The sequence below is a fragment of the Streptomyces sp. NPDC033845 genome (genome assembly GCF_055576225.1).
The window spans coordinates 1-14,900 of sequence record NZ_JBVIRI010000004.1 but is presented as its reverse complement, the minus strand read 5'-3'; the positions used below and the strand labels follow the sequence as shown (position 1 = coordinate 14,900).

Annotated in this window: 8 protein-coding genes; 6 read left to right on the top strand and 2 right to left on the bottom strand. The window is 72.0% G+C overall.

The genetic code is table 11. From position 1 onward, the window contains the following. Window positions 1–55: 55 nt before the first annotated feature. Window positions 56–3,733 (top strand): NACHT domain-containing protein, encoded by a 3,678-nt coding sequence (locus ACZ50K_RS09885; RefSeq protein ID WP_468899955.1) that lies wholly within the window; start codon window positions 56–58, stop codon window positions 3,731–3,733. 36 nt (window positions 3,734–3,769) lie between these two features. On the opposite strand, the gene ACZ50K_RS09880 is transcribed toward ACZ50K_RS09885, so the two are convergent. Next, window positions 3,770–3,973: a hypothetical protein gene (locus tag ACZ50K_RS09880; protein ID WP_468899952.1), complete on the bottom strand. Its 204-nt coding sequence runs from the start codon at window positions 3,971–3,973 to the stop codon at window positions 3,770–3,772. A gap of 225 nt (window positions 3,974–4,198) precedes the next feature. After that, window positions 4,199–4,636, bottom strand: coding sequence for a DUF7144 family membrane protein (locus ACZ50K_RS09875; protein ID WP_468899949.1), 438 nt, complete (start codon window positions 4,634–4,636; stop codon window positions 4,199–4,201). A 207-nt stretch (window positions 4,637–4,843) separates the two neighbouring features. Here ACZ50K_RS09875 and ACZ50K_RS09870 point away from each other — a divergent pair, with 207 nt between their 5' ends. The 5 genes from ACZ50K_RS09870 to fxsT all read left to right on the top strand — a co-directional run bounded on the left by ACZ50K_RS09870 (window position 4,844) and on the right by fxsT (window position 14,809). Continuing rightward, on the top strand, window positions 4,844–5,257 hold the full coding sequence (locus ACZ50K_RS09870; RefSeq protein WP_468899947.1) for a GNAT family N-acetyltransferase: 414 nt from the start codon (window positions 4,844–4,846) through the stop codon (window positions 5,255–5,257). Between the two features lie 136 nt (window positions 5,258–5,393). Further along, a complete protein-coding gene (locus ACZ50K_RS09865) occupies window positions 5,394–7,352 on the top strand; it encodes a hypothetical protein (protein WP_468899945.1) in 1,959 nt (652 codons plus the stop codon). Between the two features lie 97 nt (window positions 7,353–7,449). After that, on the top strand, window positions 7,450–9,081 hold the full coding sequence (locus tag ACZ50K_RS09860; RefSeq protein WP_468899942.1) for a VMAP-C domain-containing protein: 1,632 nt from the start codon (window positions 7,450–7,452) through the stop codon (window positions 9,079–9,081). A 59-nt stretch (window positions 9,082–9,140) separates the two neighbouring features. Continuing rightward, complete coding sequence (locus ACZ50K_RS09855) at window positions 9,141–10,205, top strand: MoxR family ATPase (RefSeq protein ID WP_468901128.1); 1,065 nt, start codon at window positions 9,141–9,143, stop codon at window positions 10,203–10,205. Then, window positions 10,205–14,809, top strand: a complete 4,605-nt coding sequence (gene fxsT / locus ACZ50K_RS09850; protein WP_468899940.1) for an FxSxx-COOH system tetratricopeptide repeat protein — start codon at window positions 10,205–10,207, stop codon at window positions 14,807–14,809. Before ACZ50K_RS09855 ends, fxsT begins: the two co-directional genes overlap by 1 nt. Window positions 14,810–14,900: the final 91 nt, after the last annotated feature.

The following is a 14,900-nucleotide window of genomic DNA, read 5'->3' as shown; positions in this document are numbered from 1 at the left end:
GGACAAGCAACGGCCGAGTGGGGAAGGCAAGCGTTGCGTGGCTGGGAATGAACATGTGGCCGGCTTCTGGCGGCCGCTGAAGGCACTGGTACGCAAACGCGAGGTCGGCCTCCAGAAGCTGGCATCGCGGCTCGGCTTGAGCGTGCCCACAGTGTCGGAGATGCTGAACGGGCAACGGGCCAAGGCCCCGAGCTGGGACGTGGTGCGCGGTATCGTCTCCGTCTGTCTTGAGGAAGCGGGCCTGGATACGGACGAGCGCAGCAGCGAGGAACTGGCTTACTGGCGCCGCCGTTTGAACGAGCTGGTGACCACGCTGGAGGCGGAGGGGCCGGTCCGCAGGCCCAAGGCCGAAGCGGTGGGTCTGGTACCGGCGCGTTGCCGGATCTGTGGCGATGCGTACGAGGATGAGCGTTTCGCCTTACCGAACGAGACGTTCGAGTTCTGGGACTTCAGCTTTGTGGACGCCACGATCCTGCTCGCAGGCCCGGACAGCGAACTCCGTTCCACAGCCGGGGGTCTGGCCCTGTACTCCATCGCGGCGGCGAACGACCTCCACGCGTTTCGGGACCAGTTCCGGGATGTCATCGACGCTCTGCTGGCCGGAATCGGCGGCACGGTGAGGCAGGCGTGCCGCCGGCACCGCGTGAGGCTGCTGCACGCCGCGCACACGATCGTCATCGTCGAAAGCTTCATCCTCAGTTCCGCGCTCGACCTGCTGCTGGAGCTGGGGCAGCACGTCGAAGTGCGCGACATCCTTGCCGCGACCTATGCGGACGGGAAGCTGGCCGCCGCCCCGATGCCGGTCGCTGACGTCTCGTACACGGATCACCGCGAGCGCGTCGCACAGCACTACTCCGCTGTGGTGGCGGCAGTCGCCGAGCAGGATCCCGTCATTCCGCCGGACCGACGTGCCGCACTGGGGGCCGAGGCCAAGGATCGCTACGAGGTTCGACTCGGTGAACTGGCATATCAGTGTCCTGAGTTGTTTGTCTGGGCCAGCCTCCAGGACGGCACGCATGCCGTCGAAGTGTCCGGAACTCTGCCGGACGGTGAAGGGCGGCGGAAACTCGAAGAGCTGACCCGTGGACTGCGGGAGCAGAAGCGGGGGCTTGACGGACTCGAAACACTTCTGGGCGCGTTGGCCCGCAGGACCTTGCCGCGTGCATGGCCGGCGAAGTTGAGCTCGATCTACCGCCGTGATCTGACCCGCCCGATCTCACCCATCGCCGACGCACACCACGGCGGCCTGCGGCCGGGGATCCCCCGACTTCATCAGGGTTATGTCAACCCGGCGTTCCGGTGCTCCGTCTATCGCAAGGGCAACCAACCCCATGTCGAAGAGTGGTGGCAGACTCGTCCCTTGCGCGATGAGATCCAGGGATTCCTCGCCGGATATCTGAGCGGTCTGCCCATCGAGCTGCATCCTCTGATCATTTTTGGCGACCCGGGGGCAGGAAAGTCCCTCCTCACACGGATGCTGGCAGCACGGCTGCCGGCCACGGACTATCTGCCGGTCCGCATCGAGCTTCGGAACGCTCCGGCCGATGGGGAGATCCTCGATCAGATCGAGCACGCGCTTCGGGCGGCGACGCACAAGCGCGTCGGCTGGTCGGAGGTCGTCGACGAGTCACCCGATGTGCTGCCTGTGCTGATCTTCGACGGTTTCGACGAGCTGCTCCAGGCTGGCGGCGCCGACCACTGGCGCTATCTGGAGGAGATCGAGGAGTTCCAGCGGGCGTCTTCCGACAACGGTCGTCCGGTCGCGGCCATCGTCACCAGCCGAACGGTGGTCGCGGACCAGGCCAAAATTCCTTACGGGTGCCTTCTCATGCGCCTCGAACCGTTCAACGCCGAGCGGATCGGCCTGTGGGTCGACACCTGGAACCGGACGAACCGCGAGCGGGTCGACCGCGGCGATATCACGCCCCTGCCGGAAGACATGGCTGTCCGGCACTCCGGCTTGGCGACGCAGCCGCTGCTGTTGCTGATGCTCGCACTCTTCTACGCGATCGCAAGTCGGGGCGACAGCAACAGCATCTCCCGTCTCAGCCGCGTCGAACTGTACGAGAAGATCATGCAGTTGTTCGTGCGCCGACAGATCGAGAAGTTGGAGCCCGGCCTGGCTCCAGAGATGATGGAGGCCAAGGTCGAGGCCGAGCTCGACCATCTCTCCGTCATTGCCACCGCGATGTTCAACCGAGGCAGACAGGGGGTCAGCGCGGAGGAGGCGGACCACGACCTCAAGTTCCTGCGAGACCCGAAAGGCCCGGCGGACCACCCGCCGGCCCGGAAGCTGTTCGGCCGATTCTTCTTCATCCACGAGGCCAGGGCAAAGCTCGGCAACCGGCAGGACTACAGGTGGTACGAGTTCCTGCACGCAACGTTCGGCGAGTATCTCGTCGCCAGGAAACTCGCCTCGACGCTCCAACACTGTCCGGACGGCGGGACGTACCAGGACTTGCTCTTCGGTCTGATGTCCTTCTCGCCCATGACCGACCGTGTACAGATTCTGTCCGACCTGCGCGAACTGCTCCCGTCCACGGACATGATCCCGGGGATGTTCCGCGACGCGTTGTTCACGCACCCGGCCGGCATGGCGGAGTACACCACCGGACCGGTCTCGATCACCTATCGGCATGCCTGTTTCAGTGTGAACCTGCTCCTCGTCGAACTTGCCGTGCGCGAGACCGTGCGGTTCTCGGTCCTGACCGGATCGCCCGCGGAAACCCCCCGGGCCTGGCGCGACCATGCCCTGCTCTGGCAGTCGCAGCTCGCTCCGACCTCGTGGGACGCGTTCACTCGCACGGTCATCTGCACTCCGTTCGCGGCGGGGTCGGACCAGCGGCGCGATGTGGCGGTACGCCTGGTCCCACAGGACGGCCGACACGGCGGTATGCCCGCATCCGGAGCCGGCGTTTCGGCAACCCGCCTACCGGCGCCCGCTCGGCGCTGGGGCAGTACCGCGACCGACGAGCGACTACGCCGAGTACGGATACTCTGCGACGACGACATCGACGCGTTGGCTCAGATGGCATCAGTGGCATACGAGGACTTCGGGAAGGTCTCCCTGTCCACCGTTCGCGACTCCGGCGGAGCTGTGCACTCGCCCGAGCGAACCCTGATGTCGCTCGTGACGTGCGACCGCAACGCGCACGCGGAACTGGCCTCGCACTACTCCACCTGCCTGACCGTCATCGAGGCCGCCACGGACGAGCGATATGTCCGTGTCGTTGCGCGCAGGCTCAACCTGGACCGCTCGGCACTCGAACCGCCCGTGGTGGAGACTGTTCTGTCAGCCTTGACGGCAGATCCGGCTACGGTCCGCCGGATGGGTCACACGACCCGAATCGACCTGCTGGCGTGCGCGCTTCACACGGTGAGGAACACCCGATCGGTCAAAGCCGCAGGGGCTGCCCTCGCGCTGATCGGACTCGACCTGCTGAAGGCTCCGATCGACGCCGCACCCGAGGTGTTGTTGAGCTGGATGCTGGATGCGGCCGATCGAAGCGGGTCGAGGAACTCGACCGGGGTTCAGCTGGCCGTTCTCCTACTGGCTGTCGAACAGGAGCAGTTCAGCTGGGTCGACCGGTTCGCGAACAAGATTCTCACGGGTGCCTCTGACAGGGAACTCGACGGCATCCCCGCCTCGTTCGCCGAGTCGTTGCTCCTCTCGCTGGCCGATTCTCCCGCAACGGCCAAGCGGGTGCGGCGAGCGGCCGAGTGGCCGGTGTGACGGCTGCCGACCACCCGCCGCGGACCACCCCGCCCGTCACTTCCCGTCCGTGTCCGCGATCACGCGGTCCAGCTTTTCGACCACCCAGATCGTCACCGCACCAGTGACAATCTGGCTCAGCATCGGCAGCGGCTGGTCGGCCAACTGCGCGAGCGCGTCGGCCGTGCTGCCCGCCGCGGAACCGGCTGTGACGGCTGCGCCCATGATCACAGCGGTGCGCAGGGTGATGCTCTTGCCCATGGTGCCCTCCTGGGGCGTTCGGAACCTGTTGGAGGCACCACCATGAGACGAGGGGAGCCGCGCCCGGCGGGACCCCGAATCAGTCAGAACCGAACGGAGAGAGCCCAGCTCAGCGAGGTGTAACGGAGCCCCGCCCCGAAGGACTCCGAACCTCACCTGGACACTCGATGGCCGTATGGGCCCGGCTCGGGCCGGGCGCCGGGCGCCGGGCGCCGGAGGCGGGGGTCAGGGGGTGGTTGCCTCGCGGTGCATGCCGGTGCAGAGGCCCCAGACGATGAAGATGTTGACGGCGATCAGGATCAGGGCCCAGAGCGGGTAGTACGGGAGCCAGAGGAAGTTGGCGATCGCGCCGAGGCTGGCGACGGTGACGCCGAAGAGGCGGGCCCACAGGGCGCCGGTGAACACGGCGACCCCGGCGGCGATGAGGACGACGCCCAGGATGATGTGGATCCAGCCCCAGCCGGCGAGGCTGAACTCGAAGACGTAGTGGCGGGTCTCGAAGAAGAGGTTGTCCTTGGCTACCGCCGAGATGCCTTCGAAGAGCGCCATCAGGCCGCCGAAGACCATCAGGGCTGCCGCGAACTCGGTCCTGCCCGAGGTGGGTGCGTGCCACGGGCTCGGTTGTTCGCGGCTCGCACGGGGTCCGGTCGCGTCACTGGCCATGTCGGCCTCCATGGGTTGCGGAGCCGGTGCGGCGGGGCCGGGCCGGCGGAGTACCCCGTTTCAGCCTGGCACGGCGGGCCTCCTTCGGCATTCCAGACCACTGACCACCCCGGATGCCAGTTTGTACTAGTGCGTTATCTGTTCTATCTAGTGCGATACAGTGGTGGGGTCCCGCATCCGAACCCCACCAGCAAGGAGACCGCCGCCATGTGGACGTGTGAACAGGTCGTCGGCGCCAGCCTCGACATCAAGGAGGCCGCGGACCTCTACCGGGCCTCCACGCTCGCCGAGCGCCGGCCGGTCGAGGACACCCTGCGGTTCACGCGCATGCTCGCGGGGGCCAACCTGGTGATCGTCGCCCGTGACGCTGACGGCCGGCTGATCGGCATCTCGCGCGCGATCACCGACGGGGTCTACTCCACCTACCTCAGCGACCTCGCCGTGGACGTGGCCTGGCAGGGCAAGGGGGTGGGCCGCGATCTGATCCGGGCCACCCGCGAGGCCGCCCCCGAGGCCAAGCTGATTCTGCTGGCCGCCCCTGCCGCCGTGGACTACTACCCGCACATCGGGTTCACCGGACACGGCTCCGCCTGGACGATGGCGGGCCCCGCCGGGGACTGACCTGCGCCTATCACAAGATCCACCGGCCCGTCCGGCAAACCCGACGACCCGGCTCCGCAAAGGGGTTCACGCCTACGCTTCCAAACAGGCGGCCGCCGGAACGGGGGCCGGTGGACGGACGGGCAGGGGTCGAGTGGTGTCCTCAGGGGACGTGGTGCGGGAGTCGGCGCGGGCCGGCCGGGTGGTGCTGTTCGAGGAGTCGGCGCGGGACGGGGCACAGGCCAAGACCCTGATGAGCGGCGGGTTCCGGGTCCGGCTGGCCCGTGAGCAGGGGGCCGTCTTCGGCGCCGACGGGCCCCGGCACGTGGTGTTCGCCGCCGGCTTCCCCTCCGTATGCGCCCAGGAGTTCGAGGCCACCCGGCAAGTCGCCCTGGAGGCACAGGAGTCGGTGAGCCCGGCGGCCGTCTGCCGGGGCACGTCTGCGGACGTCCGGCTGGCCCTGGACGCGGTCCGGGGCGCGGCGCACGCCCGGGTGATGGTCATCGTGGCCGCCTCGGAGGCCACCTCCCGCGCTCTGGTGCACACCGACGCGCGTACGGCGCTGGCCCGCGGGCTGGACGTGGTCAAGGAGGCCGTGGACCGGGCGGACGGGACCGCCGTGGACGTGTGCCTGGTCGACGCGCCGCGCGCGGACCACGCGCTGCTCGGCGAGTACGCGGGGGCGATGACCGCGCAGGGGGCGGGCACCATCGTGCTCGCGGACACCGTGGGGGACCTGCTGCCGGGCCAGACCGGGGCCCTGTTCCGGAAGGTCGCGGCCGGGGCCGGGCCGGAGGCGGTGCTGGTCTCGCACCTGCACAACGATCTCGGGCTGGGGCTGGCCAACACCCTGGCGGCGCTGGAGTGCGGGGTCCGGGTGGCCGCCTGCTCCTGGCTCGGGATGGCCGAGCGCAGCGGGATGACGGCCACCGAGCAGCTGCTGTTCCTGCTCGCCCACGACCCGGCGAAGGCCGAGCGGATCCTGGGGCCGGGCTGCACGCCGTGGTGGACGCGGCCCGATCTGACCCGGCTGCCGGGGATCGCGCGGATGGTGTCCGAGGAGACCGGTGTGCCGCTCACCGTCACCACTCCCGTCGTGGGCAGCGGGGTCGCCTCGATCTCCACCGGCACCCCGTTCACGCACCCCCGGACCTTCCAGCCGTACGACCCCGAGCGGCATCTGGGCCTGGCGCCGACCGTGGTCCTGACGCACCTCGCCAGCGGACGCGTGCTGCGCGCGGTCGCCGGACGGCTCGGCCACGAGCTGGATCCGGACCGGACCCGGACGGCGCTGGCCTGGGTCAAGGACCGGGCGTACCGGCTCGGCCGCGCCGTGGTCCCCGACGAGGACTTCGCCGCCTACCTCGACGGCCTCACCGCCCCCGGGAACCCCACCGGCAACGGGAGCCCGTCGGCCACCGCCGGCCCCGAAGCCGCCACCCCCCTGGACACCCGCCGCGCCGGCGAAGCCCTCTCGGCCGGCCGGGCCGCCGTCCTGCCCAACCCCAGTCCGCTGACCTATGTGGTCGCCGCCACCACCCCGCGGGCCGTCAACGAGGCCAAGGCCCGGCCCGCCGTCCAGGAGGTCGCCCTCTGGGTGCACGAGGACAGCACCTGGGCCGCCCTCTCCCCCGCGCTCGACCTCACCCCGGAAGCCCTCGGTACGGCGCTCCGGCTGCTCCGCGGCGAGCTGGTCACCCTGCTGGTGCCGGTACGGGACGGGTCCGCGCCGCCCGCCTGGGCGGCCCCCGCCCTGCGCGAGGGGCACCTGCTGCTCTTCGGTGCCCGCTGGCAGCCGCTGGAGCCGCTGCTCGCGCGCTTCCCCCTCCTCTACGTCAGCAGCGCCAACCGCACCGGGCACGCCCCCGCCGACACCGCAGGCTCGGCGGCGGCCGTGTTCGGCCCGGGCGTCCCCGTCACGGACGGCGACCGGCTGCGCGATCCGGGCGGCCCGCACGCGGCCACCACCATGCTGCGCATCGCGCCCGACGGGGCGCTGGCCCATGTGCGCGGCGGCGCCCAGGACCGGGCCCACGGCCCGGACCCCGAGCGGTACCTGCGGCACCTGGAACTGCTGCGGGCGGCCGCACCGATCGGCTCGTCCGGTAGCGCTTGACGATTGATCAGTTCTCCTGGTGGCAATGAAACCCCCGTGGTAACTTCGCGAACCGGGAAGGGAAACCGTGCCGACTTCCGGGGGAGGGTCGGTGGTGATGACTGCGCCGCAGCCCTGGAGCCGGCTGCGCCTGACGCTGGTCGAGGAGCTGTGCCGGCTGGACTGCGTTCGCGATCCCAACGAGCGGCGCGAGTTCGGGCAGAGCGTCGGCGACGAGCTGGGGCGCCTCGTGGACCTGCCCGGGCGGAGTGCCCGCAGCGATGTGATCGCCCTGGTCCGCACCGCGCTGGGCAGCCCGGAGGAGACCGAGTCCGGGGTGGAGGCCCTGCTCTACATCGTCACCCTGTACGAGGGCGAGGACATCGCCGAACGGATGCGCCGCCGGGTCCTGGGCGCGGTCCGGATCCCGTCCCCGTCGGCGCCCTCGCTGTCGTACTCCCCGTCCCACGACCCGTCCGCCGACCCGTCCCGCGACCCGTCCGCCGGTCCCTCGCACTCCGCCGCGCCCGCCCCCGGCGGCACCCCGGTGCTGGCGCTGCTCCCGGCCTTCGAGGAGAACGACGTCAAGGCGGCCCGGGCCCTGCTCGCCGGGCACCCGGTGCTCGACCCCGGTGCCCTGGTGGACCGGGTGGCGCAGGAGTTACGGCAGAACCTGCCGCGCGGGCTCAGCCCCGTACAGCTCTTCGACCACCTGCTCGACGCCAACACCCAGCCGGACGGGCTGCCACCCGCCGTGATCATGCTTGAGTTCACCGCCCTGCTGACCCCCCGGGAGGCCGACCGGAACCGGCTGCGGGACTGGTGCGAGAGCTGGTCGGCCGGGGCGGGGGCGCGGGCGGAGCTGCTGAGCCGCCGGGAGCGGATCGCCGCCGCGGGCCCGCCCGATCCGGAACTCCCGCGCTGTCTGACCGTGATGGTGGACCCGGCCGGGGACGGTTCGCCGGAGATCTTCGTACGGCACTGGGTCAACCGGCGGGCCGGGTACTGGGCCCCCGAGCCGGGTGTGCTGGAGCGGACCACCCGGGAACGGCTGGGCGCGGCGGTGGCGCGGGCGGTGCGCCGCGGTGAGGCCGGCTGGGCGGACGCGGACCGCACCGGCAGCGATCCCAGTCCGGTGCACGTCGAGTTCGTGCTGCCGTACGGCATGCTCAACGAGGACCTCGCCGGTCTCGGCCGCCCCACCGGCACCGCCGACCCCGCGGACCCCGCCAGCGCGGCCGACCCGGTGCCGATCGGCCTCCGCTACTACGTGCACCTGCGCAGCCTGGAGCGGATGCGCATCCGGGACCCGGCCCAGCTGCGCCGCTGGCGGATCCGCTGGCAGACCCTCAAGTCGGCCTCCGCCGCCCGCCCGCACCCCTGGGCCGCCGAGGACCGCCGCTCCGGGCTGCCGCTCTGGCGCAACCGGCTGGCCGCCGACCACCAGCTGACCGCCGTCACCCTGGACTTCCCGGCCCTCGAAGGGCAGGGCCTGGAGCCGCTGATGGCCGCCGTCGCCGAAGGGGTGGGGGTGGCCCTCTGGGACCGCCGGGACCCCTCGGAGCAGGTGGTGACGGCCCCGCTGGGCATGCTGCTGGGCTATCCCACCGCCCATCTGCCCGCCACCATCCACCGGCTCCGCGCCAAGGCGGAGACGGCCGAGAACGGACCGGAACTCCCCGGCAGACACGTGGCGTTCTTCTACGACGATCCGTTCAGGCTGATCGACTGCGAGGAGGTACCGGCTTGAGCGAGCACGGCGACAACAGCGAGTACGGGCATGAGCAGGATGACGCCGCGGCCCGCCCGGTGGTCCCCGGCCCCCGCCGGTCCTGGCGGGTCTTCCACGCCACCGGCACCGCACCGGAGGGCGATCCGCCGGAGCTGCCGGCCGCCCCGCCCTGGCGCGAGTTCAGCGGCGCCCCGTTGCAGACCGTGCCGCCCGGCGACCCGCGGGCGGCACACCGCCGGCTGGGCGCCGACGGCCCCCGGCCGAGCCTGCGCGAGGAGGAGATCGACACCGTCAACGCGGCCCTGCTGTTGCGCCGCCCGCTGCTGGTCACCGGGCCGCCGGGGGTGGGGAAGTCCACCCTCGCCTTCCTGGTGGCCCTGGAGCTGGGGCTGGGCCGGGTCCTCCAGTGGGGCATCGTCAGCCGCACCACCCTGCGGGACGGGCTGTACGAGTACGACTCCATCGGTCGGGCCCAGGCCATCGCCGCCTGGCGGGCCGGCGCGGACCCGAACCCCGCCGTCCTGCCGGGAGCCCCCGTCGTGCCCGGCGCGCCGGGCGCCGAACCGGCCCCGTATCTGGGCGACTTCGTCACCCTCGGCCCGGTGGGCACCGCCCTGCTGGCCTACGAGCGGCCCCGGGTGCTGCTGATCGACGAGCTGGACAAGAGCGACATCGACCTGCCCAACGACCTGCTGCACGTGCTGGAGAACGGCAGTTACGAGGTGCCGGAGCTGGTGCGCAGCCCGCTGCCCGCCGTGGAGGTGTTCACCGACGACCCGGGCGGCCGGGCCGAGATACTCGGCGGCCGGATCGAGTGCCGCGAGTTCCCCCTGGTGGTCATCACCAGCAATGGGGAACGGGAGTTTCCGGCCGCGTTCCGGCGCCGCTGCCTGCCCCTGGAGATGCGCCCGCCCGGCCGGGAGCAGCTGCTGTCCATCGTGCTGAGCCATCTCCGGAGCAGGCCCGAAGGGGTGGAGGCGCTCGTCGAGGAGTTCGAGCGGAGGGTGCTGAAGGGCGGCACCCAGTCCGTCGACCAGTTGCTCAATGCGGTCCACCTGACTACGGCGGGTGGTTTTCAGGCGGACGCCGACGGGCGTAAACTCATCGAACTGCTTCTGCGCGACCTCGCGAAAGGCCGCTGATGGACGGCACTCCCAGGGAGCGCGCACCCGACACCCGCGAGGGGACGAGCGGCTCCGCCGTCGACGGTCCGACCTGGCAGGAGATCGCCGACGCCGTGTGGCTGGCGGCCGCCAAGGCCGCCGCGGCCGACCCGGCCGACCCGGCATCCGGAACCGCCCCCGTGGACCAGTCCTCCGACGGTCCGGACACCGGGCCGGACGGGGCGGACCGGCCGGACGGCGGCACCGGCCCGGAAACCCGGGACGGACGGCCCGAGGACACCACGGTCCCGCCCGGGGCCGAGGGCATCGGAACATCCCCGTCGGAGACCGGAGCCGGGCCCGGAGCACCGGTCACCGGGGCCGACCCGGCCGACGGTCCCTTCGCGCTGCCCGCACGGGCCGGCAGCGGAGCGGAAGGCGAGGAGGACGCCGAATTCGGCGAGGACACCGGGGAGTACGCCGCCCGGCACCGGACGGACGGCGGCGGGACCGGCGGGGAAGGCGAAGGCGGACACGGTCACGGCGGCGGGAAGACCGGACGGCCCCACCGGCCGCGGCCGGTGCGGCGGGCCGCCGACCGGCCGCCCCGGCTCGCCAAGGCCCTGCACCGGCTGAGCCGCAATGTGCCGGCCGGCCGCCGGCACGAACTGGACGAGGAACGGACCGCCCGGCACGGCCTCTCCGACGACCTGTGGATCCCCTATCTGCGGCCCGCCACCGAGAAGGCCTTCTCCCTGGTCCTGCTGGTGGACTCGGCGCCGACCATGCCGCTCTGGGAGCGCCAGGTGTCGGCGATCGCCGTGGAGGCCGCCCGCAGCGGCGCCTTCCGCGATGTCCGCACCGTGCGGCTGGAGTTACCCTCCCGAGCACAGCGCGGCAGGGCCCGGCTGCGGTGGCCCGGGGACCGGCCCGGCGACCCGGCGGAGCTGATCGACGCCCGCGGCTCCCGCATCCACCTGCTGATCACCGACGGACTCGCCCACGGCTGGGCCAGCCGGGCGGCCGACGAGCTGCTGGGCCGGCTGGCCCGCAGCGGGCCCACCGCCCTGGTGCACCTGCTGCCCGCCTACCTGTGGCACCGCACCTCCGCCCACCCCTACCGTTCCGAGCTGAGCTCCGGGGGCTTCGGCGCCCCCAACACCCGCCTGGGGCACCGGACTCCGGCCGACCTGCCGCCGCACACCCCGCAGCAGTCCCGGCGGTCCACCACCCGGCCCGCCGCCCCCGGCTCCGCCGGCCGGCCCGTCCCCGTGCCGGTGCTCAGCCTCAAACCCGAGTCCTTCAGCGCCTGGGCCGATCTGGTCGCCGGGGAGCGGGGGGTCCGGCGCAGCCTGCCGTTCCTGCTGGCCGGCACCCTCGCCCGGAGCCGGCCCACCCCCGGGCTGCTTCGGCCGCGCACCACCGGCGCCGGGGCCGCGGAGGCGGCCGTACGCCGGTTCTCCTCGCTGGCCACCCCGCCCGCCCGCCGGCTGGCCACCCATCTCGCCGCCCTGCCGTTCGAGTTCGAGCTGATCGAGGAGCTCCGGGACCGGGCCTTCCCCGACGCCGGGCTCGAACACGTGGCCGAGATCCTGATGGGCGGGCTGATCGACTGGGGCGGACCGGGCGGGGACGGCCGCCCCGACTTCGCCGAGGGCATCCGGGAGGCCCTGCTCGCCACCGGGACCCGCACCCAGCTCGCCCGCACCGTCAACCTGTTCGCCGACCTGCCCAGCGGCCGCGGCCGCGGCGGCCTGCTGCGGGCCGCGCTCCAGGACCCCGAGGGTGCCGCGCTGCCCGAACGGACCGCCGCCAACCAGCCCTGGCTGCGCGTCGAACTCGCCGTCCTGAAGGCCCTCTCCGGCCCCTACGCCCGACGGGCCGCCCGGGTCTCGGCGGGGGTCGGCGCCGGGCCGGGCCCCGTCAGCGGCACCGCCTTCGTCACCACACCGGGTGGCACGGACGACACCGGGGCGCCGCAGCCGCGAACGGGGGGCGGCACCCAGCAGAGTACGCACAAGAGCTGGGTTCCCCGCAGCGATGACCACCCCCCGCCTGGAGCACGTGTGCCGACCACCACCCCCGACCCCGCCGACGCCGAAGTCCGGAAGGCTGAACCGACCATGGAGCCCAAAACCCAATCCCTCTTCGTCCGCTCCGGCCAGCCGAGGGTCATGGGGAACGTTCCGCCGAAGAACCCGAACTTCACCGGCCGGGAGAGCCTGCTGGCCGCCGTGGAGGAGCAGTTGCGGTCCGAGGAGACCGCCGCCGTCCTCCCGCACGCCCTGCACGGCATGGGCGGGGTCGGCAAGTCCCAGCTCGCCATCGAGTACATCTACCGGCACAGCCACGAGTACAACGTCATCTGGTGGATCCCGGCGGAACGCGACAGCCTGGTCCTCGGCGCCCTCGTCGACCTCGCCCGGGCCCTGAACCTGGAGGTCGGCCCGCAGGCCAACACCGCGGTGCCCGCCGTCCGCGAGGCGCTGCGCACCGGCCGGCCGCACGACAACTGGCTGCTGGTCTTCGACAACGCCGAGGACATCGACGCGGTCCGCGCCTACTTCCCCACCGGCGGCCCCGGGAAGATCCTCGTCACCTCCCGCAACCGGGAGTGGGAGCGGGTGGCCACCCCGCTGACCGTGAACGTCTTCGAACGCGAGGAGAGCATCACCCTGCTCCAGCGCCGGGCCCGCGACCTCAGCACCGAGGACGCCGACCGGCTCGCCGGGGCCCTGGGCGACCTGCCGCTGGCCATCGAGCAGGCCGGCGCCTGGCACGCGGCCACCGGGATGCCCGTCACCGAGTACCTGGACCTGCTGGAGCAGCGCAAGCCCGGCATCCTGGAGCTCGACCCGTCACCGGACTACCCGCTGTCCGTGGCGGCCGCGTGGAACATCTCCCTCGACCAGCTGGCCGGCAGCAACCCGGCGGCCCGCCAACTCCTGGAGATCTGCGCCTGCATGGCCCCCGAGCCCATCCCGCTGAGCATGCTGCGCGGCACCCGCAACGTGGACATCACCCCGGAACTCGACCCGGTCCTCCGCGACCCGGTGCTGCTCGCCCGCGCCACCCGCGACCTGAGCAAGCTGTCGCTGATCAAACTCGACCACAAGAGCCGCACCCTGCACATGCACCGGCTGATGCAGGCGGTGCTCACCGCGGGACTGGACGAGGGCCAGACCCAGGACCTGCGCCGGGCCGCCCACGTGCTGCTCGCCACGGCCAAGCCCGGGGCCCCCGGCGCCCCCGACCAGTGGCCCGCGTACCAGACCCTGCTGCCACACGTGATGACCAGCGGCGCGGTCCGCAGCCCCGACCCCTGGGTCCGCGAACTGATCACCGCGATGGTGCTCTACCTCTACTACTGGGGCGCGCACGGCACCGGCGCCGAGATGGCCCGCGAGGCCTGGACCGCCTGGAACGCCCAGTCCGGCGAGGAGAACCCGCAGGTCCTCCAGATGGGCAAGCACCTGGCCTTCCTGCTGCTCCAGACCGGACAGGTCGGCGAGGCCCTGGACCTGGCGCAGACCGTGCTGGACATCTCCCGGCGGGACACCATCGCCGAGGAGGACCTCATCGACTCCATGACCCAGATGGCCGGCGCGCTCCGCTACCGGGGCGACTTCTACGCGGCCCGGGCGCTGGACGAGGAGGCCGACAGCCGGGCCCGGGACCTGTTCGGCCCGGAGGAGCCGCCCACCCTGCTGGCAGCCCACGGGTACGGGGTGACCCTGCGCGCCTGCGGGCAGTTCGCGGCGGCCCGGGTGCTGGACGAGGAGACGGCCCGGCAGTGGGACACCCTGTACGGCTCGACCAACGGCCTGACCCTGAACACCATGAACGGTCTGGCCATCGACATCCGGGAGAGCGGCGACTACCCGGCGGCCCGCGTCATGCAGGAGGAGACCTACCGCATCTACCGGACGGTGTTCGGCGAGGACAACGCCTCCACCATCCGGGCGGCCCGCAACCTGGCCGTGTGCCGGCGCCGCGACGGGGCCCTCCAGGAGGCCTCGGAGCTCACCGAGAGCACCCTGGAGCGGTTCACCGTCCGGTACGGGGCGGACTATCCGGACACCCTGGCCGTGGCGGTCAACGCCACCGTCGACCGGCGGCTGCGCGGGGAGTTCGAGTCCTCCCGCGAGCTGGGCCGGCTGACCCTGGACCGCTACCGGTACACCCTGGGGGCCCGGCACGCGTACACCCTGATCACCATGAGCAATCTGGCCGCGACCCTGCGGAGCCTGGGCGAGATCGACGCCTCGGAGGCGATGGACGCCGAGGCCGTGGAGGCCTTCCAGGACACCCTCGGGGACGCGCACCCGTTCACCCTCACCGCGATCATGGGGGTGGCCAACAACCACTACGCGCGGCTGGACTTCGAGGGGGCCCACCGCCTGGACGAGGAGAACCTGCCGAAGCTGGCGCTGTCCTGCGGGCCGGAGCACCCGCTGACCCTGTCCTGCCGGGCGAACCTGGCCCTGGACCTGCGCGGGCTCGGCCGGATCCAGGAGGCGGACCGGCTGAACGCGGAGGCCGTCCAGGGGTTCACCCGGGTGCTCGGGCCGGACCACCCGTGGCTGACGGCGGCCCGGCTGCACCAGCGGATCGAGTGCGACATGGCGCCGATGCCGCTCTAGGTGTGTTGTCCCGGGACGTTGGTGACACGCGTGCTGGGTTCTTGAAATGGGTGAGGGCCTCCGGGTTCGGTGTGGATTGCGACATCTCCAC